This is a genomic window from Pseudomonas pharyngis, from assembly GCF_021602345.1.
GTDB lineage: Bacteria > Pseudomonadota > Gammaproteobacteria > Pseudomonadales > Pseudomonadaceae > Aquipseudomonas > Aquipseudomonas pharyngis.
The window spans coordinates 47,659-67,124 of sequence record NZ_BQID01000021.1; the positions used below are offsets into that span (position 1 = coordinate 47,659).

A 19,466-nucleotide genomic window follows, 5' to 3' on the forward strand; every position below is an offset into this window, starting at 1 on the left:
CCCAAGGGACGATTAAATAAATCTGTCCCCCTTCGATTACACCCCAGAGTTAAAGAGCGTACAGGTCCAGCACCTCAACAAACATCAACATCATTAATAGACTGGAGCACCATAAGCATAAGTACCAAAGCCGCCGCAGCCACACTTACAACCGTAACCATGCCACTGAGTTTGCTGGCCACTTCCAATCCCATGTCCTCCACTCGCACCTCCGGACCCAGACCCGACTTCTATATTCGGTGAAGGCTTATCCCCCAAGAACCCCTTTCCTTGTATCGTAATCGCAGTCGCATCAGTAATATTTTCCCGCAAAACATCTTTTGGCTTCCCATCCGAGAGATCATTAATAACAACTCCCTCACGTGTCACGCTTTCAATTAGACCCTCAACAACCTGCCCACTGAGAAGCGTAATCTTATGACGAGTTCCAACTACAAAATCCTTAGTTAAATCCACCATAATAATAAATCTCCTTCTTTCACCAGACAGCCATAAATATTAAAAACATCCCACTACGCAATCACACCCTACATAAAGCCACCAACATTGCCACCTGTCATAAATGACAGGTTTTAATAATTAATAGAAATAAATCAAATTCCAACCAAGAATTAGGCGCAACGCATATCCGCAGCGGTGACTCAGTAAACGGTCTGGGAAGACGCGCTAGGGCTAGGGAAGGCCCAGTCTGCTACTCCTTGTCGTTGGGCAACTGCACCAGAGGTAGAAGCGGCAATTCTTTAATGAAAAAACTCCCGGTAGACGATGCGCAGGTGGATTCCCGCCGCGAATGTATCGTTGTCAAATCTCCCCAACTGGATATCCCCCCAATCCCAATTATGCTCAATGAAACCCCGCCCTCCCGCGCGGGGCGGTGATTCTGTGCACGCTCCACGAAATACCTGAACCGGCATCCGCCACAGGCCTTGGGTACGCGACGTTGATGGAGTGCTCCGGCCTACAAAAACAAGCACGACGGAGAACACCCATGGCAGTACTCGACAGCATGTCCACAGGCAGTGCCCCGCACCACAGCGTCAGCCGGGAGGAGCGCAAGGTCATCTTTGCGTCGTCGCTCGGCACGGTGTTCGAGTGGTACGACTTCTACCTCTACGGCTCCCTGGCCGCGATCATCGCCAAGCACTTCTTTGCCGGGGTGAACGAGACCACGGCGTTCATCTTCGCCCTGCTCGCCTTCGCCGCAGGTTTTGCGGTGCGGCCGTTCGGGGCGATTGTGTTCGGGCGGCTGGGCGACATGATCGGGCGCAAGCACACGTTTCTGATCACGATTGTGATCATGGGTGTGTCGACGGCGATTGTGGGGTTCCTGCCCGGTTACGCGACCATCGGGGTCGCGGCGCCGATCATTCTGATTACCCTGCGCCTGCTGCAAGGCCTGGCGCTGGGCGGCGAGTACGGCGGCGCGGCGACGTATGTGGCCGAGCATGCGCCGAAGGGCAAACGCGGTTATTTCACGTCATGGATTCAGACCACCGCGACCCTGGGCCTGTTTATGTCGTTGCTGGTGATCCTCGCCTGCCGCACCGCGCTGGGCACCGAAGCGTTCGAGGCCTGGGGCTGGCGGATTCCGTTCCTGCTGTCGATCCTGCTGCTGGCGGTCTCGGTGTACATCCGGTTGCAACTGAACGAGTCGCCGGTGTTCAAGAAAATGAAGGAAGAAGGCAAGTCGTCGAAAGCCCCGCTGACCGAGTCCTTCGCCCGTTGGGACAACCTGAAAATCGTGATCATGGCCCTGCTCGGCGGCACCGCCGGGCAAGCGGTGGTCTGGTACACCGGGCAGTTCTACGCGCTGTTTTTCCTGCTGCAAACCCTGAAGATCGACCCGCAGACCGCGAACCTGCTGATCGCCGGTTCGCTGCTGATCGGTACGCCGTTCTTCGTGATCTTCGGCAGCCTGTCCGACCGCATCGGGCGCAAGGGCATCATCATGGCCGGGTGCATTCTGGCGGCGGTGACCTACTTCCCGATCTTCCATGCGCTAACCCAGTACGGTAACCCCGACGTGTTCGTGGCCCAGGAGAAAAACCCGGTCAAGGTGATCGCCAACCCCGACCAGTGCTCGTTCCAGTTCGATCCGGTGGGCAAGGCCAAATTCACCAGCTCGTGCGATCTGGCGAAAACCATCCTGGCCAAACGGGCGATCCCGTACGAAAACGTGGTGGCGGAACCGGGCACCGTGGCTCAGGTGCGCATCGGCGACAAGGTCATCGAAAGCTTCGAAGGCACGACCCTGCCGGCCGCCGACTTCAAGACCCGTAACGACGCGTTCACTGCCAGCCTCGGCACCGCGTTGAAAGAAGCCGGTTACCCGGAAAAAGCCGACCCGGCGAAGACCAATTACCCGATGGTCTTGCTGCTGCTGACCATCCTCGTGATCTACGTGACCATGGTTTACGGCCCGATTGCGGCGTGGCTGGTCGAGCTGTTTCCGGCGCGCATCCGCTACACCTCGATGTCGCTGCCGTACCACATCGGCAACGGCTGGTTCGGCGGGTTCCTGCCGACCGTGGCGTTTGCGATGGTTGCGGCCACCGGGGATATCTACTACGGCTTGTGGTACCCGATCGTGATTGCGGTGATGACGGCGATTCTCGGGATTTTCTTCATGCCGGAAACCAAGGATCGCGACATTCATCACACCTGACCCAACCTCGCCGGATGCTGTGCGTGGCGTTCACGTACAGCATCCGGCGTTGTCACATCAGCGTCATTCTCCCTTGGTAACGTCCTCGCGCCCCTATGCCCCGACCACCAAGGTGAACCTCCCGGTGTACTCAAGCCCGACACGCCAGACCCTCATCCTGCGATCCGACAACATGGCCAGTGACGACTTCGGCGCCCTGTTCTCGCGAATGTTCGGCAACCGTTATGGCGACACACCACCGCCGCCCAAAGACATCATCATTGGCGGCGTTTACGGGCGGTACGAAGGCGTGAGTTTCCGGCGCATGCATTACCGGGGCGATTTCACCGTCGCCTTCCCCGAGCCGTTCGATGAAATCACCTTCGTCATTCCCACCGCCGGCAAGATCGTTTTCAACCATGAATCTGTCGGGCTGTGCGATGTGGGGCTGGCCATCGACAAGGCTGAGCTGCGTTCGATGCGTTTTATCGACAATCATGCCCAGCACGGCATGTCGATCAGCCGTGCGGCGCTCACCGAACGGCTGTCGACCCTGCTGGGCAAACCGATCGTGCACAAGCTGCATTTCGAGCCGAGGGTGGATCTGAACAGCCCGGCGTTTCAGGGCATTCGTGCGCTGATCGATCTGGCCACCGGCACCGAGTTCGATCGGCTGCTGAACGCCGGTTCGCTGATGCCGTCACGGCTGCGGGAGATGCTGGTGGACGCGGTATTGGAAGCCTGGCCGCACAACTTCAGCCAGGCCCTGCGTCGTCCAGAGGCGTTGATTGCGCCGAGGCATGTGCGGCAGGCGATCGATTACATTCAGGCGCATCCCGAGATTCAGGTCAGTGGCACGGATCTGGCGCGGCTGGCCAACGTCAGCCTGCGCGCGCTGCAAGAGGGTTTTCGGCGGTTTGCCGGGACGTCGATTGTCGGGTATCAGCGGCAGGTGCGGCTGGAGCGTGCTTACGAAACATTGCGCCAGGGCACTCCTGCCTCGGTGACCGAAGTGGCGCTGCGATTGGGCTTCAGCAATGTCGGCCGGTTCAGCCAGTACTTCCAGAGTGCCTACGGCGTGAGCCCGGCTGATGTGCGAAAGGGACTGCGTTAGCACAGCAGACCATTGTGGGAGCGAGCAGGCTCGCCCCCACAGCTTTTAGAACTGATAACTGGCCTTGAGCGCGCCACTGAAACCGTGGCTGTCGCCCCCACCGCTGGCACCGACTTCAGCGCCCAGGCTCAAAGCACCGAGATTGGCCATCAGGTTGACGCCCCCGCTGAACTGATCGCGGTTATCGAACGCCGCGCGCTGCTCGATATCCAGCCCCAGCAGGTGCCCTTCGCTGTCGACCTGATGATCGCCCAGCACATGCTCGTAACCGACCCGCACGCCCGGCACCAGTTGCCACGCGCCCATCGACATCGGGGCGAACGAGACGTCGAGATTGGCCACGGCGCTGCGCCGGGTTTCCTGAATGTTATCGACATTAAGGGCCAGTTCGCTGCCCTTCTCCTGGAAGCCTGACAGGTCCAGACGACTGACGCGCACGCCAAGGCTTGGCTCCAGAATCACAGTGTTCAGCGGCATGCGATACCCCAGCGCCAATGTGGCGCCGCTGAGATTGCCGTGAGTGTCGCCCTTCGCCGAACCGAGGCCACCGCCGAGATCGCGTTTGCTGTCGTAGTCGACGTAACCGGCGCTGATGTTGGCATCGACAAACAGGCCACGTTCCAGGCTGGTGAAGCCATAACGGGCGCCTAGGTCGAGGAAGGTGAAATCGGTGTCGGCCTCGCCACCTGCGCCACCCACCGAGCCTTTGCTGTAACCGATGCCGCCGCGAGCGCTGACTTGCTCGGAGAAACGCTGGGTGACGCCGACCATCAGGCCCTGACTATGTTCGTTGCTGCTTTGCGCATGGGCGGAGCCGTCGGTGCCGAGGTAACCGGCGAGCGCGGTGCTCCACAACCGGTACTGGCCGACCTTGAGGTCAGTGCCGCTGGCGAACGGCGCGGCGGCTTGCTCGATCATTGCGTTCTGACGCAGCAGGTAACTGGCTGCATCGGCGTGCACCTGGCCGCCGACCGTGGACTCGACACCGCCCAGAGTGCCGGCGTCGATGGCCGATTGCAGGTAGTAGTTGTAGGCGCTGTAAGTGCCCGACAGCTTGCTGTTCTGCAGTTCCTGCAACAGTTGCGCGCCAGCGGCGGCGTTGCCGATCAGCCCTGCCTGGCCGGGCAGGCTGTTGTACTCGACCATTTTGCCGCGCAGTACATAAATGGTTTCCTGGGACAGACCCAGCCCCTGCTTGAGGTAGTTGTCCATGCTGCCGTATTGCGCGGTGACCTGATCCAGACCCGCTTGCAGGTAACTGGCTTCGACGCCCAGCAGCGGCGCGTAGATCGCGGCCATGCTCGGCGGCATCATCGCCAGGGTCTTGGCGACCCGTTCGGCGGTGTAGTCGTTGGTCGCCAGGTAATTGCTCATGATCGTGGCGTTATCGACGCCGGCGATGCTCAACAGAACGGCAGCGGTCCAGCCGGTGCGGTCCTTGCCGGCGGTGCAATGGAACAGCGCGGCGCCGTCGACACCGGCCAGTTCATTGAACAGCACACCGAACTGACCACGCATGCCGGCATCGCTGACAAACGCGCGGTTGGTTTCCTGCATCATCGCAATCGCATCGGCCGCGCTTTTGAACGAGACCGTGGTGATGTTCGCGCCGGAGGTGGTGCTGCCGATGATGTCGATATTCTGGTAGGTCGCACCGCTTGGCATCGTGTCCGGCGTGCTGGCAATTTCGCTGGGCGTGCGCAGGTCGTACACCGACTTGATCCCCAGACCGTTGAGGGTCGCCAGGTCCGCCGCCGTCGGCGTCAGGGCATTGGAGCGGTAGAACACACCGGCGCGCATTGTGCCGTCATGGGCCGTGGAATAGGCGGTGGTGGTGCCGGCGATATCCCGGAAGTTGTCGATGCCTGCCAGGCGCGGGGTATCGAGGTCAGCCGCCTGGGCGGCAGCAATGGACAGACTCAGCACGGACAGCGAACACACAAGACGTTGAAACACGGGGCAGCCTCACTGGAAACAGGTTGGGCTGCCCACTATCTGCATTGAAATGTGAGGGAATATGACAAAGCGACGAAGCCCGGAAATCACGGCGCGATCTGTCCATCGGCAGCGTTTTTTGTCCGTTGAACGTTCACTAACCGTTTAAATACTCAAGGTGCTTTGACGTTTTTTTTGCAAGCGGCAACGTAAAATGCCCTCCCCAGCCATCGTGGAAACCGTCAATGACCGACGCAGACGAAGAAATCCTGAACCAGGCAGCGCACTGGTGCCTGCGCCTGCAGGAGGACGATTGCACACCTGACGAACGCCAGGCGTTTGAGCAGTGGATTCAGCAAAGCCCGCGCCACGCCTTTGAATACGCGAAAATGCTGGAAATCTGGGACATCAGTGAGCAATTGCCGAACCACTCGACGACTCGCAAAAAACTGCTGACCGATCCACAACGGCCCACGCAAAAGGAGCAATCCTCACGTTGAGCATTCGGGGTTAGAATCCGCGGGGTTCGGCTTACAGTTTAAGGATGATCCCGGCATGGCCACCCCCGACATTTCCCTGCAAGACACCGCCGCCCCCGAGGGCGTCTGCTTCGGCTGCGGCAGCCGCAACCCCCACGGGCTGCACATCAAAAGCTTCTGGCACGAAGACGGCGTACACGTCATGGCCGAGCACGTGCCCGAGGCCAAGTACAGCGGCTGGCCGGAGCTGGTCTACGGTGGGTTGATCGCCATGCTGGTCGACTGCCACTCCAACTGGACCGCAATGGCTTATCACTACCGCGCTGAAGGGCGCGACCCCGAAAGCCTGCCGCGCATCAACTGCGTCACCGGCAACCTGGGCATCAAGTTCATCAAACCAACGCCGATGGGCGTGCCGCTGACATTGAAGGCAAAAGTCGAAGGTGAAGTCGGGCGCAAGACCCGGGTGATCTGCGAGGTCTACGCCGGGGATGTGCTGACGGCGGTGGGTGATTCGGTATTTGTGCGGGTGGATACCGAGCAGTTGGCAGCGGCCGCGCACGGTCGCTGAAATCCGTCATTGAAGGAAAACACCATGCCCGATCGCAAAATCATCATCCCCGAATCCATGAAAACCATCGTCGAACGCGCCGGTTACGCCCCGGCGGTTCTGGTCGGCGACACGCTTTATTGCGCTGGTCAGGTGGGCCGCACCGCTGATTTGCAAGTCATCGAAGACCCCGAGCAGCAATTCATCCGCGCCTGGGAAAACCTCGACGAAGTGCTGAAGGCCGGTGGCTGCACCTTCAACGATGTGGTGGAGATGACCACCTATCACGTCGACATGAGCCAACACATGCCGGTGTTTCGCGAAGTGAAAAACCGCGTATTCCCCAAAGGCTTCTGCGCGTGGACCTGCATCGGTGTCAGCGAGCTGGCCCATCCGGGGCTGCTGGTGGAAATCAAATGCGTGGCGGTGCGCAGGCGCGCTACCTCTGGGTAACGCCATTCCGCTCACCCAGTTGTTGAACGATGAGCCTGACCTTCTGCTGGCGAACCTGAGCGATCCATGACCGGTGCGTGACGGGCCATCACTTCGGCGATCCAGTCGATGAACACCCGCAACTTGCGGCTGATGTGGCGGTTTGGCGGGTACGCGACGTAGAGCGGCATCGGATCGAGGCGCCAGTCTTCAAACAGCGGCACCAGATCACCGCTCGCCTCGTGTGCTCTGGACATGTACCTGGGCAACCACAACACGCCCAGCCCTGCGAGGCCCGCCGACAGATAGGCGTTGCCATCATCGACCGCCAGCACGTGACGACCCTTGATCTGCAAGTCTTCGTGCTCGTTGTGCAGGGCGTACGGCACCGGTTTGCCGGTACGCGCCCAAAGGAAACCGACCACCCGATGATGGCTGTCCTCCAGCTCCCGTGGATGCATCGGGGTGCCGGAGCGGGCCAGATAACTCGGCGCGGCGTACACGCCAAGTTGAAGATCCGCCACCTTCCGGGCCATCAGCGATTGATCCCGCAGCTCGCCGCCTCGGATAACGCAATCGACGTTTTCATCGATGATGTCGACGATCCGATCACTGACGCCCATGTCGATCTGGATCTCCGGGTAACGCGCGTAAAACTCGGGCAGCGCCGGCACCAGAATCAGATTGGCCAAGGGGCTGGGTACGTCGACCCGCAAGCGCCCCTTGGGCTGCGCCGCCGCGCCAGGCAGGCTGGTTTCGGCGTCGTCCATGTCCGCCAGCAACTTGATCACCCGCTCGTAATAGGCCGCGCCGTCCGCCGTGGCGTTGACCTTGCGCGTGGTGCGGTTGAGCAACTTGACCCGCAGCCGCGCCTCCAGTTGCTGAATGAGCTGGGTCACTGTGGTCTTGCTCATGTGCAGGGTTTCGGCGGCCTTGGTGAAACTGCCCGCCTCCACCACCCTTGCGAAGGCTTGCATCGCGTCAAAACGGTCCATATCCCACCTCTGATAGCGGCTCGATTGTTTGGGATTTGCAAACAGTGAACGCCAAGGTTGCGCGTTTATCGCGCCGAGGCAAGTCCCTAAAGTTTCTCCATCGCAGGTTTTCAACCCATTGAAGGAGACTCCCCATGACTAACGCCCAGCCAAAACGCGACGTGGTTTTCCCGCCCGGACGCCATGCGCTTTACGAGCGCAACCGTTATTCCCCGGCGGTTCGTTCCAACGGTTTTCTGTTTGTCTCAGGCCAGGTCGGCAGCCTTGAGGACGGCTCGCCGGAGCCGGATCTGAAACAACAGGTGCGACTGGCCTTCACCAACCTCAACGCCATTCTCGGCGCGGCCGGTGGCAGCTTCGACGACGTGGTGGACGTGACGGTATTCATGGTCGACCCGCAATCGACTTTCGAAACCATCTGGGAAGTGGTGCCCGAGTTCTGGGGCGAGGCGCCGCATCCGACCATTACGGCGGTCGGCGTGACGTGGCTGTACGGGTTTCAGTTCGAGATCAAGGTGATTGCCAGGTTGCCGGAGGAGACACGGGCGTAGGCTTGCGGCAATTGCTCACAATCCGTGTTCAACGGCTTCACTGAAGCGCTCTTGATGCCATTTCCGCGATCAATATTCTGTCCTCATATTGTTTTTGCCCCGGACAGAAAAGAGCGCAAGCCATGCCGAGCCCGAGAACGCTGTACCAGAAGCACATCGACAGTCACACCGTCTGCACCCTCGACGATCAGGGCCACGTGCTGCTTTACATCGACCGCCAGGTCGCCAACGAATACACCAGCCCGCAAGCCTTCAGCGGCCTGCGCGAGGCCGGGCGCACTGTGTGGCGGCCTGCGGCGACGCTGGCGGTGGTCGATCATGTGAACCCCACCGCACCGAAACGCATCGCGACCATGCCCGACGCCGGGGGCGCGCGGCAGGTGTCGTACTTCGAAGAAAACTGCCGCGACTTCGGCATCGAGCTGTTCGATGTGCTGGACAAGCGCCAGGGCATCGAGCACGTCGTGGCGCCGGAACAGGGTTTCATTCTGCCGGGCATGGTGGTCGCGGCCGGTGACAGCCACACCACCACTTACGGCGCACTGGGCGCCTTCGGTTTCGGCATCGGCACTTCGGAAATCGAACACCTGCTGGCGACGCAGACCTTGGTCTACAAACGCCTGAAAACCCTGCGGGTGACGGTCAACGGTGAGCTGGGCGCAGGTGTCACGTCCAAGGACATCATCATGGCGCTGATCGAAAGGATCGGTGCGTCCGGCGCCACCGGTTACGCCATCGAGTTCACCGGCCCGGCCATCAGCGCCCTCAGCGTCGAAGCGCGCATGACCATCTGCAACATGGCCGTCGAGGCCGGCGCCCGGGGTGCGTTCATGGCACCGGACGACAAGGTGTTCGCCTACCTGCAACACAAGCCGCGTGCGCCCAAGGGCAAGCTCTGGGAGCAGGCCGTCGAACGCTGGAAAACCCTGCACAGCGACGAGGGCGCGGTGTTCGATCGCGAAGTCATTCTCGACGTCGCCGCGCTGGAGCCGATGGTGACCTGGGGCACCAGCCCCGATCAGGCCGCGCCGATCAAAGGGCACGTGCCGGACCCGGCCGCCCAGCCCGATCCGATCCTGCGTCAGGGCCTGCAGCGCGCCCTCGACTACATGGGCCTGACACCCGGCATGCCATTGAACGAAGTGACGATCAGCCATGCCTTCATCGGCTCCTGCACCAATGCGCGGATCGAAGATTTGCGTGACGTCGCCCGGGTGGTGCGCGGCAAGCGTGTGGCCGCTCACGTGCGGGCGATGATCGTTCCCGGTTCGACGTTGGTGCGCAATCAGGCCGAGGACGAAGGCCTGGCGCAAATCTTTCTCGACGCCGGTTTCGAATGGCGGCAATCAGGCTGCTCGATGTGTCTGGCGATGAACGACGACGTGCTCGCGCCGGGGGATCGCTGTGCGTCCAGCACCAATCGCAACTTCGAAGGCCGTCAGGGCGCCGGTGCGCGCACCCACCTGATGAGCCCGGCGATGGTCGCAGCCGCCGCCATCAGCGGCCATTTGACTGACGTGCGCACCGTCGCGCTGGAGGCTTGAACCATGCAACCTTTCGACACCGTCAGCGGCAGCGCCGCGCCGTTTCTTGCGTCCAACATCGACACCGACGTGATCATGCCCAAGCAGTTTCTCAAGGGCATCGATCGTCAGGGGCTGGATCGCGGGCTGTTCTTCGATCTGCGCTTTCTCGCCTCCGGCGAACCCAACCCGGAATTCGTGCTCAACCAGCCGGCCTGGCAGGACGCGGCGTTTCTGGTGACCGGCCCCAATTTCGGATGCGGTTCCAGCCGCGAACACGCGGTGTGGGGCTTGAAGCAAGTGGGCATCCGGGCCTTGATCGGCACCACGTTTGCCGGGATTTTCTACGACAACTGCCAGCGTAATGGCGTGTTGGCGATTCAGCTGGACGACGTGCAGTTCAAGCGTGTGGCCGAGGCGATCAGCGTCCCGGCGACCGCGCGGATCAGCGTCAACCTGGCGCAGCAGACGATCGAGCTGGCGGACGGCACGCAGATCGGATTCGAGATCGATCAGCTGCGCAAACAGTCGTTGCTGCTGGGACTGGACGCCATCGGCACCACGCTGCAACGCACCGAGCAGATCCGCGCCTTCGAGGCACGGCATCTGGCGGACAATCCCTGGCTGGATTGATGGCAAAAAAAACGGGCGGTTCATTGAACCGCCCGTTTTCATTCCACGGACAAATCGCGGAAATACTCTTCCAGAAACTCTACGCACACCCGCAATTTCGCCGACTCGCTGAGCCGGGTCGGATAGACCGCCCAGACGTTGGCGCTCTGGGTGTAGCCGTCCAGCACCTGCACCAGCCTGCCCTGCTCGAGCATCGGTTTGACGTCCCACATCGAGCGCAACAGAATCCCGCCGCCGCTCAAGGCCCACTCCAGCACGATCTCGCCACTGTTGGAGGACAACGGACCATTCACTCGCACCGTTTCTTCCTGTCCGTCCTTGCTCAGGGTCCAGATACCGAACGCATTGTTGCGCTCCTTGAGCACCAGACAATCGTGGTCTTTCAGGTCTTCGAGGGACTGCGGCGTGCCTCGGCGTTCGAGGTATTCCGGCGTGGCGCACAGCACGCGCCGGTTGCTCACCAGTTTGCGCGCCAGATGCTGGCCCGGCAGGTCATCGCCGACGAGGATTTCCAGGTCAAAGCCCTCGCCCACCAGATCGACCACCCGGTCGAACACGTCCAGCCGGATATCAAGTTTCGGGCAAGCCCGGGACAACTGGCTGATGGCCGGCGCCACATGATTGCGGCCGAAACCGAAGCTGCTGCAAATGTGCAGCGATCCCGCCGGCTGGTGCCGGGCCTGGGAAATCTCGCCGAGAAACTGATCGAAATCCCCCAGCAGTTTCTCCGCCCAGATCCGCACCCGCTCGCCATCGTCGGTCAGCGCGATGCGCCGGGTGGTGCGGTGCAACAGCTTGGTCGCCAGCGTGGTTTCCAGCACCGAGATGCGCTTGCTGACGTAGGCCGGCGAATAGCCCAGCTCATCGGCGGCGCTGGCAAAGCTGTTCTTGCGGATGACGGTGAGGAACACCTTGAGGTCTTCGGGCAAGGGAAATTGGTCACGATTCGTGTTCATAGGCCGCATGCTTCCGCTGTTTATCACGCATTTTGCGAAGGATACCATCGAATCACCGCCTAGCCACCCGAGCCCGGTGCACCGTGGTTTCCCGTCCATCCTCGATAAAAACAAACATGAGGACATGCGTCATGAGCGACTCCCTTGAGCAATCCCTGAATGTCGACGGCCCGCGCGCCGGCGGGTTCATCCAGCGCCTGCGCAGCTATGAGATCGGCGTGATCCCGCTGCCGATCTTCCTCGGCATCGCCGTGATCGTGTTTCTGTCGGCCCACCTCGGCTTTCTGCCGAAGAACATGATCGGCGGACTGGCCGTGATCATGACCATGGGCGTGTTCTTCGGCCAGATGGGCTCGCGTCTGCCGATCCTGCGGGAAATCGGTGGCGGCGCGATCCTGTGCCTGATGTTGCCGTCGGTGCTGGTGTTCTACGGTTTCTTCGGCGCGCCGACGATCGACGCCACCAAAATGCTGATGAAGGAAGCCAACTTCCTGTACTTCGTGATCGCCAGCCTGGTGGTCGGCAGCATCCTGGGCATGAGCCGGTTCATTCTGGTCCAGGGCATGATCCGCATGTTCATCCCCTTGCTGACCGGCACCCTGGCCGCCGTCGCGAGCGGGCTGATTGTCGGCAAGCTTGCCGGCTACAGCGTCTACCACACGTTCTTTTTCATCATCGTGCCGATCATCGGCGGCGGCATCGGCGAAGGCATCCTGCCGCTGTCCCTGGCCTACTCGGCGATCCTCGGCGGCACGCCGGACATCTACGTCGCGCAATTGGTCCCGGCGGCCGTGGTCGGCAACATTGCAGCGATCATCTGCGCCGGTTACCTGGCACGACTGGCGCTGAAACGCCCGGCCATCAACGGTGAAGGCGCACTGATCCGGGCGAAAGCCGAAAACGATAAATTCAAGGTCAAGGATGAGTCCGCCACCGCCATCGACCTGCGACTCATGGGCGCTGGCGTGCTGGTCATCTGTGCGTTCTTCGTGCTCGGTGGCCTGCTGGAAAAGGTCGTCGGGATTCCGGGGCCGGTGATGATGATTCTCGCGGCGGTGCTGTTCAAATACGTGCGCGTGTTGCCGGAGAAACTGGAAAAAGGCGCGCAGTCTTTCTACAAACTGGTTTCCGCCGCTTTCATCTGGCCGGTAATGATTGGCCTGGGCATGCTGTATGTACCGCTTGACAGCGTGGTGAAGGTGTTTTCGATCGGCTATGTGCTGGTGTGCCTCAGCGTCGTGGTGTCGATGACCGTCGCCGGTTTTTTCATTGGCAACCTGATGAAGATGTACCCCATCGAATCGGCCATCGTGACCTGCTGCCACAGCGGTCTGGGCGGCACCGGCGACGTCGCGATCCTGTCGGCCTCGAACCGGATGTCACTGATGCCCTTTGCGCAGATCTCCACCCGGATCGGCGGCGCTTCAACGGTGATTCTGGCGACGCTGTTGCTGGGTTTTGTCGCCTGAACAAATATCGGCTTGTTGCCGGTGAGCTACCGGCGTTCATCAACCCGGCTGCGCAGTTTTCTGCACGGTTGCCGCTAAAAAACTCGAACTCGCTCCATGGCGCTGCATCCAACGTTTAACCCAACGGAGGTCAACGCCATGAACAACGACAGCAAAGCCCCAGCCACGGATACGTCCGGCAAACCGGTCGATGTGGTGAAACGCGATCTTGAGGATCCGGACGACAAGACCCGCGGCGTGGATGAGGTCATCACGCCCTCGTCGACCCGCACCAAGGAGCAGGACGCTGAGGAGTTGCAACGCAAGGTCGACGAAATCGAACGCAAGGTTGCAGACGGCAACTGACCGGTTTGTCGAGGCACGTCTTTGCCAGGTTTTCGGGCTACAGCGGTCACGCCGGTTTTCATGGCCACCGCTGAAAAGCCCGAAAAACCTGACCGGCGATACCGTCCGGGAAATAAGTAGCTGTTTTCCCTGAAATTTATTTGTTTCAGGGGTTCACAGAACGCAAGAGCGCTGGTAAAGTGCCGCCCACTGTTGCAGAGGTCCTCCCGGGACTGAAACCAATAGCTACAGGGGCGTCGCCAAGCGGTAAGGCAGCAGGTTTTGATCCTGCCATGCGTTGGTTCGAATCCAGCCGCCCCTGCCATTTTTCCTCGTTTCACCCTCCTGCGCTTCACCTCTGCCTCAACGGCAAATCATTTCTTTGAATTCAACGTAATCGCCGAACGCACCAGCGCCTTCAGAGCCTTGGCATCGATCTTGTCGTCTTCGTGAACATCGATCGCCCGCCGGGTATTGCCCTCCAGGCTTGCGTTGAACAGTCCTGACGGATCTTCCAGCGCCGCGCCTTTGGCAAAAGTCATTTTCACCACGGCCTTGTAGGTTTCCCCGGTGCAGATGATTCCGTTGTGTGACCAGACCGGAACACCGCGCCACTTCCACTCCTCGACGACTTCCGGATCCGCCTCATGAATGATCGCGCGGATCTCGGCCAGCTTCTGGCCGCGCCAGTCGTTTAGTTCCTTGATTCTTGCGTCGATCAGCACAGAGGGATTCTCGGTCGCCGCGCCGCTGCTGTCCTTCTTCATGTTCTTGTACTCCCGAAAACCTTTTCCGCTATCCAGCGTAGCGCCGACTGCGCCAAACGCCGGGCAAAAAAAGCCCCGCAAGGTGCGGGGCAAAGGAATTGGTTGGTTGCGGCCAACCAAAGGAGCATCGTCAAAAGCGTTAACCGTCAGGCGTTACAGGCACTCCTGGGCAGCCCGTTCAAAACTCGACGGCATGAAACTCGACGCCAGCAAGTGGCGCTCATACAAAAAGACCTTCCCACCGTCCTGTGCCTTGTAAGCCTCCAGCACGTTGTCCGCTGCGACTTTGCTTGGCACCACGATCCGGTAGCTGCGCTGGGTCTGCGACACGGTCGGATTCAGCGCACTGCCCTGCAGTTTCGGCACCACGCATTCGGCGTACTGGGCGGGCGTCTTGTGCGTCTGCAAGGTCAGCGTCGGATCGTTCGGCGCAGAGGCGCAAGCGGTCAGCAGCAAAGTGGCAGAAGCCATGGCAGGGATAAGAAAGGCACGCATGGGTAAAATCCTGAAAATAAAAGGTTCGGTTCTTCGGCAACGTTCAGTGTCACGGGCACTGCCGTTGCCGTTTTTGCTTTAGGTGTTCAGCCTGCACTCACCAGGGCTTTGAGCGAGTCATCGAACTGCTTCAAGGCACTCAGTTGCAGGTCGCGCTGCTGTTCGATCCCGGCAGCGATTTCGGGCGCTGCCTTGTTGTGTACCCACACTGACGGCAGTTGCTTCTCCACCGCGCCCTCGGCCTTGCCGATGTATTGCAGGTTGGCGTCGTAGAAGCGTGCGGCGAACCGCGCTTCGACCTGGCTGTTGCGTTGGGTCAGCAGACGGTTGTGGGTGTCGAGCATCACCACTACGTCCGGATGGGCCTGTACCAGCGCATCAAGGTTTTCGTAGACGGTCACCGAGAGAAACTGTTGTTGCAGCGAACTCATCAGCCAGTCGATGGCCAACTCCGGGTCGGAGCTGTCGACGAAGGCGTCACGGATCCGCGCATCAAGCGCATCCTTGGCACCGTTCACCGCCACATCGTGGTAACGCTCGAGGTATTGCAGGTTGTCCAGAGTGTTTTCGCTGTACAGCACACCGACGGTTTGCGAGTGCTGCAGCGCGGCGCTGCTGGCGGCGACGGGCAGAAAATGGCACGACTTGGCGTCGTCTGCGTAAGCCGGGGCTACGGTAGCGGCCACCCCGCCCATCAGCAGGGCGACTACAGCCAGTCGGTTCAAAGTCTTCATCGCGCAATTCCTTCAGCGGCGTGTTCGATGGAGGCGATTTTCCGCCCATCGGCACCAAAGCAGAACTTGCGTTTCTTGATGGTCACTATTACTTGAACCGATAGTTGCGCGGCGTGCAGACTGCGGCACACTCAATCACAACGAAAACAGATGAGGATTACCCGTGCGAACCTTTGATCTGATCCGCGATGCCGTCGTGCCCGAATTCCGCGACCGCGTGGCGGAATACCTTGTCGAATACGAAACGGTCCTGGGCCAGAACGTTGCCGATTCCGAATCAGTGCGGGCCGTCGCCTATCAGCTGCGCGGCTATTTACGCGGCCTGAACACCACGCGCGTTTTGGGCATGGCGGACTGGGAAGAGCTCGACCGGCGCGTGCTGAACACCTGGCTAGCGCCCGCTCGATGACACGCGGACAACCTCGACCCGGTCCTCGCCGGCCCTTTGTTTTGCGCAGGCTCCACAGTCCCCGCTTTCGTAAATATCCTGGCCTGAGGTTCGCTGATGCACCCCAAGGTAACGTCAGATGCTCGACAATAGGAATGCCAATAGCAACAACGCACAGATTGCGACCAGACTCACGGCCATGCTCAGCCACTTGGATCCGCCATACAGAGCCTTCATGCCGAGCTCGCCATTGCGCCCGGCGAGCCTCATGGCTACGCCTATACCGAGCAATGTCACGAGCACTCCGGTTTGATGCTGTTCAACGTATTGATTCAAGAGCATCGCAAGGTCAACTTGAGCCTTCCACTGCCACAGGCCATACACAACGACAGCACTGTAGAGACTCAGCCACAGCCCCCACGCTGCAGTGGTGACGACGAAGTATTTCAGCGGTGGATTGCTCAGATTGGGACGCCATCTGCGTATGAACGAGATAGCCCCGAAGTGATAGCTCCAGCGCAGGCCGGCCAGGGCATAAACCAATACTGCGGAAAAAACGAACGCAAACCAGAAATAGCGTCCCTCGGTATTGTGCAGCATGAGCAGCAAGTCGGCCGCTGGACTGGAAGGATCGGACTTGTTCATTTCACGCCAGAACACCCACTGGTAAAACGACCGGATAGTCGCCGCAACCACGCCGGCCACCAACAGGGGCGTTCCCCAAAGGCCTGGCAGTTTTGCATAGATCGGCTGAGCCTCATGAGGCACTCTCACAAATGCCAAGGGTTTGATAAACATTGGGCCCAGCATCAGCAAAACGTAGGCAGTGGCTTTGGCTCCGCGCAGAAAGCGCCAGGCTCGACGAAGTAAGGGGGGCATCAAGACCATCTCTGAATTTCAAAACACAGACGCTATCCGTCACCTGCGCGAAGACCAACCTAAAATTCGATTTGCCAAATTCGCAGAAAAGAAGCCGAGTATGTATCGCCCTCTTACCGCCGATGACGAAGAAAAATCGGCGAACCGATCAAATAACCAGAAAGCATTAATAAATAAACAATCAGTATTTATCGTTATAAAAGTCTCGGCGTACTCTCACCTCATCCCGTCATTGAACACAGTGAAGTGCGCCATGAAACCAACTGACAACCTGATCGACTTCGCCGTCTACCGCAAACGCCGCCACGCCCAGCAACAGGCCCGGCTGATGTGGGAAATGTATGCGCGCAATGCCGGTTATCAGGCTTGGCAGTGGGTGCAGGCCGCTCGTTCCAGCGAGACGCGTCAAGCGTGAACGCGCGTGAACCCTCGCGCTTTCTGGCGAGCGCCGATGAACCTGTGCTGGACCTGAACAATCTCGAATCCCTGGAAGAAGACCCGATCTGTGAACGCGTCGCGCAGAACCTGCAACGGCTGCGCGGCAAGCGGCATCTGTCGCTCGACGCCCTAGCCCGCCAGTGTGGCGTGAGCCGGGCGATGCTGGCGCAAATCGAGTCCGGACGCAGCGTGCCGTCGATCAAGGTGCTGTGCAAAATCGCCAAGGGTTTGAAGGTGTCGGTGGCGGCGTTTCTCGAACATCGCGCGTTTGAAGGCGTAGCCGTGTTGTCGGCGAGCCAGAGCAAGCGGCTGGTCAGCGCCAGCGGTGCCTTTGTCAGCCGTGCGCTGTTTCCCTTTGATGTGGCGCGCCAGTCGGAATTCTATGAACTGCGCCTGAGCCCGCTGGGCGAGGATCAATCCGAAGGCCACGGCCCGGGCGTGCAGGAAAACCTGGTGGTGGCCCAGGGTGTGCTGGAGATCAGCGTCAACGACGAGCGCTATCTGCTGTCGACAGGCGACTCGATCCTGTTTTACGCCGACCAGCCCCACCGCTACCGCAATCCCGCCGACAGTGAAGCGGTGGCGTACCTGGTTGTGACCTACCCCGAACGCCTGGACTGAAAAACAGACAGACATGAAAAAGCCCGACCGGGAATTTCCCGGTCGGGCTTTTTCATGCGCTGGCGAAAATCAGCAGGTGCAGCACATCATCGGCATGCCGTTGCAGCTCATCATCATCGGCATGCTGCAGTCGTTCATCATCTTCATCATCAGGGCGCAGCAGTTTTTCATCATGTCCATGTTCATGCCCGGCATCGGCATGATTTTGCACATCATGCAGTCGGCCATCATGGTGCATTCCATCACGCACTTCATCGATGGCATCGGCATGCCCATCATCGGCATCGGCATCATCATGTTCATCATCGGCATGGCCATGGCCGCCGGGGACATGCACATCATGCTCATGTTGCCGCAATGCATCATCATCGGCATGCCGCAGTCCATCATCATCTGCATCATTTGCGCGCTGTTCTTGAACATGGCCATGTCCATGCCAGCGGCCGGCATCATCTTGCACATCATGCCGTCGTCCATCATGTCGCAGCTCATGGTCGCCATCATCATGGGCATGCCCGTCATCGGCATCATCGGCATGTTGGCGTTCATCGGCATTTGCATCTGCATGGCGTTCATCATGGTGTAGCTCCCTGAGGATTAAGAACTGGATGAGAAGATGGAGCGGATTCTAAGGATTGGAAAATCCGCAACAAGCTGTCCATCGAGCAGCAAAAAGTGCTGTTCAAACGCTTCAAGTGCAGCGTTCCGTGCGACTTGAACCGTTGCAGCAGCAGAGTAGACGCCATGACAGATCCGGCAAATGCGGGAGCGGGTTTTTGAATGTGATGGATATGCGATTCAACACCAAGCAAATAACTTAAAGAAATAATCGTTCTAACCAGCGGGCATTATTTTCACTTTGTTTGCTTATTCCATTAGTTCAGGATCGATCCACTTTTTAATCTTTTATTGCTATTAACCGTCCCCTCTATAATTCGGGACAGTTCTTAACAATAAGGAAGTTCCATGCCGCAACGTTTTCTACTGGCAGCACTGTTCCTGGCGGTCGCCGGGTGTGCCAGCCCTCCTCCGGTTTCCGTGCATACCAAGGATCCCGTCAGTTCGACCCTGCAAGGCGATGCCACGCGACCGGCGCAGGCGCAGTGGGTGCGCACCGAGTTGTACTTCTCGGTGGGGCCGCTGGAAGGCAAGGAAGGTGTGGTGAGCCCGGCGCGCTGGCGCGAGTTTCTCGATCAGGAAGTGACGACGCGGTTCCCTGACGGGTTCAGCGTGTTCGATGCGTATGGGCAGTGGAAGGACCACGACGCGAAAGTGCCCGAGCGGCTGGCGACCAAGGTGATTGTGATCCTGCACGAGAGCAGCGCGAAACGTGAGAGTGACATTGAGGCGATTCGTTTGGCTTACAAGCGGATTACCGGGGATTTGTCGGTGCTGCGGTTGTCGCAGCCGGCGTTGGTGTCCTTCTAATCTACGCTCCGTTGCAGAGCCTGCCGAGGTGTCGACACCAGGCGGCTCAACCCGGGCAGCAACAACGCGCCAACCACCAACACCCCGATCCCCAGAAACGCCCCCAACCCC

23 protein-coding genes and 1 tRNA gene are annotated in these 19,466 nt (G+C 59.7%); 15 read left to right on the forward strand and 9 right to left on the reverse strand.

Features of this window, described 5'->3' with window-relative positions; all coding sequences use genetic code 11:
* Nucleotides 1–93 precede the first annotated feature (93 nt).
* Nucleotides 94–459: a hypothetical protein gene (locus L6D74_RS27515; protein ID WP_236191245.1), complete on the reverse strand. Its 366-nt coding sequence runs from the start codon at nt 457–459 to the stop codon at nt 94–96.
* A 529-nt stretch (nt 460–988) separates the two neighbouring features.
* Between L6D74_RS27515 and L6D74_RS27520 the strand changes: the two genes are divergently transcribed.
* A complete protein-coding gene (locus tag L6D74_RS27520; protein ID WP_236191247.1) occupies nt 989–2,665 on the forward strand; it encodes an MFS transporter in 1,677 nt (558 codons plus the stop codon).
* A gap of 172 nt (nt 2,666–2,837) precedes the next feature.
* Nucleotides 2,838–3,758 carry an AraC family transcriptional regulator gene (locus L6D74_RS27525; RefSeq protein ID WP_373874499.1) on the forward strand — a complete coding sequence of 307 codons (921 nt, stop codon included), beginning with the start codon at nt 2,838–2,840 and terminating at the stop codon, nt 3,756–3,758.
* Nucleotides 3,759–3,803: 45 nt separating this feature from the next.
* Here L6D74_RS27525 and L6D74_RS27530 read toward each other — a convergent pair whose 3' ends face one another.
* Complete coding sequence (locus L6D74_RS27530) at nt 3,804–5,714, reverse strand: tyrosine-protein phosphatase (RefSeq protein WP_236191250.1); 1,911 nt, start codon at nt 5,712–5,714, stop codon at nt 3,804–3,806.
* A gap of 224 nt (nt 5,715–5,938) precedes the next feature.
* Here L6D74_RS27530 and L6D74_RS27535 point away from each other — a divergent pair, with 224 nt between their 5' ends.
* From L6D74_RS27535 to L6D74_RS27545, 3 genes are read left to right on the forward strand one after another with little or no spacing between them, the layout of a single operon-like run.
* Nucleotides 5,939–6,193, forward strand: coding sequence for a FecR/PupR family sigma factor regulator (locus tag L6D74_RS27535; RefSeq protein WP_085611857.1), 255 nt, complete (start codon nt 5,939–5,941; stop codon nt 6,191–6,193).
* A 55-nt stretch (nt 6,194–6,248) separates the two neighbouring features.
* Entirely contained in the window at nt 6,249–6,743 is a 495-nt protein-coding gene (locus L6D74_RS27540; RefSeq protein WP_236191251.1) for a PaaI family thioesterase, read from the forward strand.
* Nucleotides 6,744–6,767: 24 nt separating this feature from the next.
* Nucleotides 6,768–7,175 (forward strand): RidA family protein, encoded by a 408-nt coding sequence (locus L6D74_RS27545; RefSeq protein ID WP_236191253.1) that lies wholly within the window; start codon nt 6,768–6,770, stop codon nt 7,173–7,175.
* 11 nt (nt 7,176–7,186) lie between these two features.
* On the opposite strand, the gene L6D74_RS27550 is transcribed toward L6D74_RS27545, so the two are convergent.
* Complete coding sequence (locus L6D74_RS27550; RefSeq protein ID WP_236191254.1) at nt 7,187–8,149, reverse strand: LysR family transcriptional regulator; 963 nt, start codon at nt 8,147–8,149, stop codon at nt 7,187–7,189.
* Between the two features lie 134 nt (nt 8,150–8,283).
* Between L6D74_RS27550 and L6D74_RS27555 the strand changes: the two genes are divergently transcribed.
* The 3 genes from L6D74_RS27555 to leuD all read left to right on the forward strand — a co-directional run bounded on the left by L6D74_RS27555 (nt 8,284) and on the right by leuD (nt 10,856).
* Complete coding sequence (locus tag L6D74_RS27555; protein ID WP_085649091.1) at nt 8,284–8,700, forward strand: RidA family protein; 417 nt, start codon at nt 8,284–8,286, stop codon at nt 8,698–8,700.
* A 122-nt stretch (nt 8,701–8,822) separates the two neighbouring features.
* Nucleotides 8,823–10,244, forward strand: a complete 1,422-nt coding sequence (gene leuC / locus L6D74_RS27560) for a 3-isopropylmalate dehydratase large subunit (protein WP_236191256.1) — start codon at nt 8,823–8,825, stop codon at nt 10,242–10,244.
* A 3-nt stretch (nt 10,245–10,247) separates the two neighbouring features.
* Complete coding sequence (leuD, locus tag L6D74_RS27565) at nt 10,248–10,856, forward strand: 3-isopropylmalate dehydratase small subunit (RefSeq protein WP_236191258.1); 609 nt, start codon at nt 10,248–10,250, stop codon at nt 10,854–10,856.
* Between the two features lie 38 nt (nt 10,857–10,894).
* Here the strand turns inward: leuD and L6D74_RS27570 are convergent, their stop codons facing one another.
* Entirely contained in the window at nt 10,895–11,812 is a 918-nt protein-coding gene (locus L6D74_RS27570; protein ID WP_221399495.1) for a LysR substrate-binding domain-containing protein, read from the reverse strand.
* Between the two features lie 131 nt (nt 11,813–11,943).
* On the opposite strand from L6D74_RS27570, the gene L6D74_RS27575 reads away from it, so the two are divergent.
* From L6D74_RS27575 to L6D74_RS27585, 3 genes are all read left to right on the forward strand, one after another.
* Nucleotides 11,944–13,281: a 2-hydroxycarboxylate transporter family protein gene (locus L6D74_RS27575; protein ID WP_236191260.1), complete on the forward strand. Its 1,338-nt coding sequence runs from the start codon at nt 11,944–11,946 to the stop codon at nt 13,279–13,281.
* A 138-nt stretch (nt 13,282–13,419) separates the two neighbouring features.
* Nucleotides 13,420–13,626 (forward strand): hypothetical protein, encoded by a 207-nt coding sequence (locus tag L6D74_RS27580; protein ID WP_039773079.1) that lies wholly within the window; start codon nt 13,420–13,422, stop codon nt 13,624–13,626.
* A gap of 229 nt (nt 13,627–13,855) precedes the next feature.
* Nucleotides 13,856–13,930, forward strand: a tRNA-Gln gene (locus L6D74_RS27585).
* Nucleotides 13,931–13,979: 49 nt separating this feature from the next.
* On the opposite strand, the gene L6D74_RS27590 is transcribed toward L6D74_RS27585, so the two are convergent.
* From L6D74_RS27590 to L6D74_RS27600, 3 genes are all read right to left on the reverse strand, one after another.
* Nucleotides 13,980–14,372 (reverse strand): DUF1801 domain-containing protein, encoded by a 393-nt coding sequence (locus L6D74_RS27590; protein ID WP_085649095.1) that lies wholly within the window; start codon nt 14,370–14,372, stop codon nt 13,980–13,982.
* A gap of 153 nt (nt 14,373–14,525) precedes the next feature.
* Nucleotides 14,526–14,867, reverse strand: a complete 342-nt coding sequence (locus L6D74_RS27595; RefSeq protein WP_103387379.1) for a YajG family lipoprotein — start codon at nt 14,865–14,867, stop codon at nt 14,526–14,528.
* Nucleotides 14,868–14,953: 86 nt separating this feature from the next.
* Nucleotides 14,954–15,601 carry an ATPase gene (locus L6D74_RS27600; protein ID WP_236191262.1) on the reverse strand — a complete coding sequence of 216 codons (648 nt, stop codon included), beginning with the start codon at nt 15,599–15,601 and terminating at the stop codon, nt 14,954–14,956.
* Between the two features lie 163 nt (nt 15,602–15,764).
* Between L6D74_RS27600 and L6D74_RS27605 the strand changes: the two genes are divergently transcribed.
* Entirely contained in the window at nt 15,765–16,010 is a 246-nt protein-coding gene (locus L6D74_RS27605) for a hypothetical protein (protein WP_039773074.1), read from the forward strand.
* A 114-nt stretch (nt 16,011–16,124) separates the two neighbouring features.
* Here the strand turns inward: L6D74_RS27605 and L6D74_RS27610 are convergent, their stop codons facing one another.
* Nucleotides 16,125–16,868: a hypothetical protein gene (locus L6D74_RS27610; protein WP_143491854.1), complete on the reverse strand. Its 744-nt coding sequence runs from the start codon at nt 16,866–16,868 to the stop codon at nt 16,125–16,127.
* A 253-nt stretch (nt 16,869–17,121) separates the two neighbouring features.
* On the opposite strand from L6D74_RS27610, the gene L6D74_RS27615 reads away from it, so the two are divergent.
* Together L6D74_RS27615 and L6D74_RS27620 are read left to right on the forward strand one after the other, a co-directional pair.
* The gene (locus L6D74_RS27615; RefSeq protein ID WP_170928274.1) at nt 17,122–17,283 is read left to right on the forward strand and encodes a hypothetical protein; all 162 of its coding nucleotides are present in this window, start codon (nt 17,122–17,124) and stop codon (nt 17,281–17,283) included.
* A 53-nt stretch (nt 17,284–17,336) separates the two neighbouring features.
* The gene (locus L6D74_RS27620) at nt 17,337–17,927 is read left to right on the forward strand and encodes a helix-turn-helix domain-containing protein (protein WP_165369529.1); all 591 of its coding nucleotides are present in this window, start codon (nt 17,337–17,339) and stop codon (nt 17,925–17,927) included.
* Between the two features lie 69 nt (nt 17,928–17,996).
* On the opposite strand, the gene L6D74_RS27625 is transcribed toward L6D74_RS27620, so the two are convergent.
* Nucleotides 17,997–18,506, reverse strand: a complete 510-nt coding sequence (locus tag L6D74_RS27625; protein ID WP_074690788.1) for a hypothetical protein — start codon at nt 18,504–18,506, stop codon at nt 17,997–17,999.
* 387 nt (nt 18,507–18,893) lie between these two features.
* On the opposite strand from L6D74_RS27625, the gene L6D74_RS27630 reads away from it, so the two are divergent.
* Complete coding sequence (locus tag L6D74_RS27630; RefSeq protein WP_236191264.1) at nt 18,894–19,355, forward strand: DUF3574 domain-containing protein; 462 nt, start codon at nt 18,894–18,896, stop codon at nt 19,353–19,355.
* Nucleotides 19,356–19,466: the final 111 nt, after the last annotated feature.

Excerpts from the sequence above, each read along its gene's own strand:
- L6D74_RS27600 (WP_236191262.1), bottom strand. The coding sequence starts at position 15,601 with ATGAAGACTTTGAACCGACTGGCTGTAGTCGCCCTGCTGATGGGCGGG.
- L6D74_RS27535 (WP_085611857.1), top strand. The coding sequence starts at position 5,939 with ATGACCGACGCAGACGAAGAAATCCTGAACCAGGCAGCGCACTGGTGC.
- L6D74_RS27550 (WP_236191254.1), bottom strand. The coding sequence starts at position 8,149 with ATGGACCGTTTTGACGCGATGCAAGCCTTCGCAAGGGTGGTGGAGGCG.
- L6D74_RS27610 (WP_143491854.1), bottom strand. The coding sequence starts at position 16,868 with ATGCCCCCCTTACTTCGTCGAGCCTGGCGCTTTCTGCGCGGAGCCAAA.
- L6D74_RS27545 (WP_236191253.1), top strand. The coding sequence starts at position 6,768 with ATGCCCGATCGCAAAATCATCATCCCCGAATCCATGAAAACCATCGTC.
- L6D74_RS27590 (WP_085649095.1), bottom strand. The coding sequence starts at position 14,372 with ATGAAGAAGGACAGCAGCGGCGCGGCGACCGAGAATCCCTCTGTGCTG.
- L6D74_RS27575 (WP_236191260.1), top strand. The coding sequence starts at position 11,944 with ATGAGCGACTCCCTTGAGCAATCCCTGAATGTCGACGGCCCGCGCGCC.
- L6D74_RS27625 (WP_074690788.1), bottom strand. The coding sequence starts at position 18,506 with ATGATGAACGCCATGCAGATGCAAATGCCGATGAACGCCAACATGCCG.
- L6D74_RS27525 (WP_373874499.1), top strand. The coding sequence starts at position 2,838 with ATGGCCAGTGACGACTTCGGCGCCCTGTTCTCGCGAATGTTCGGCAAC.
- L6D74_RS27580 (WP_039773079.1), top strand. The coding sequence starts at position 13,420 with ATGAACAACGACAGCAAAGCCCCAGCCACGGATACGTCCGGCAAACCG.
- leuD (WP_236191258.1), top strand. The coding sequence starts at position 10,248 with ATGCAACCTTTCGACACCGTCAGCGGCAGCGCCGCGCCGTTTCTTGCG.
- L6D74_RS27540 (WP_236191251.1), top strand. The coding sequence starts at position 6,249 with ATGGCCACCCCCGACATTTCCCTGCAAGACACCGCCGCCCCCGAGGGC.
- L6D74_RS27555 (WP_085649091.1), top strand. The coding sequence starts at position 8,284 with ATGACTAACGCCCAGCCAAAACGCGACGTGGTTTTCCCGCCCGGACGC.
- L6D74_RS27570 (WP_221399495.1), bottom strand. The coding sequence starts at position 11,812 with ATGAACACGAATCGTGACCAATTTCCCTTGCCCGAAGACCTCAAGGTG.
- leuC (WP_236191256.1), top strand. The coding sequence starts at position 8,823 with ATGCCGAGCCCGAGAACGCTGTACCAGAAGCACATCGACAGTCACACC.
- L6D74_RS27595 (WP_103387379.1), bottom strand. The coding sequence starts at position 14,867 with ATGCGTGCCTTTCTTATCCCTGCCATGGCTTCTGCCACTTTGCTGCTG.
- L6D74_RS27515 (WP_236191245.1), bottom strand. The coding sequence starts at position 459 with ATGGTGGATTTAACTAAGGATTTTGTAGTTGGAACTCGTCATAAGATT.
- L6D74_RS27520 (WP_236191247.1), top strand. The coding sequence starts at position 989 with ATGGCAGTACTCGACAGCATGTCCACAGGCAGTGCCCCGCACCACAGC.
- L6D74_RS27615 (WP_170928274.1), top strand. The coding sequence starts at position 17,122 with ATGAAACCAACTGACAACCTGATCGACTTCGCCGTCTACCGCAAACGC.
- L6D74_RS27630 (WP_236191264.1), top strand. The coding sequence starts at position 18,894 with ATGCCGCAACGTTTTCTACTGGCAGCACTGTTCCTGGCGGTCGCCGGG.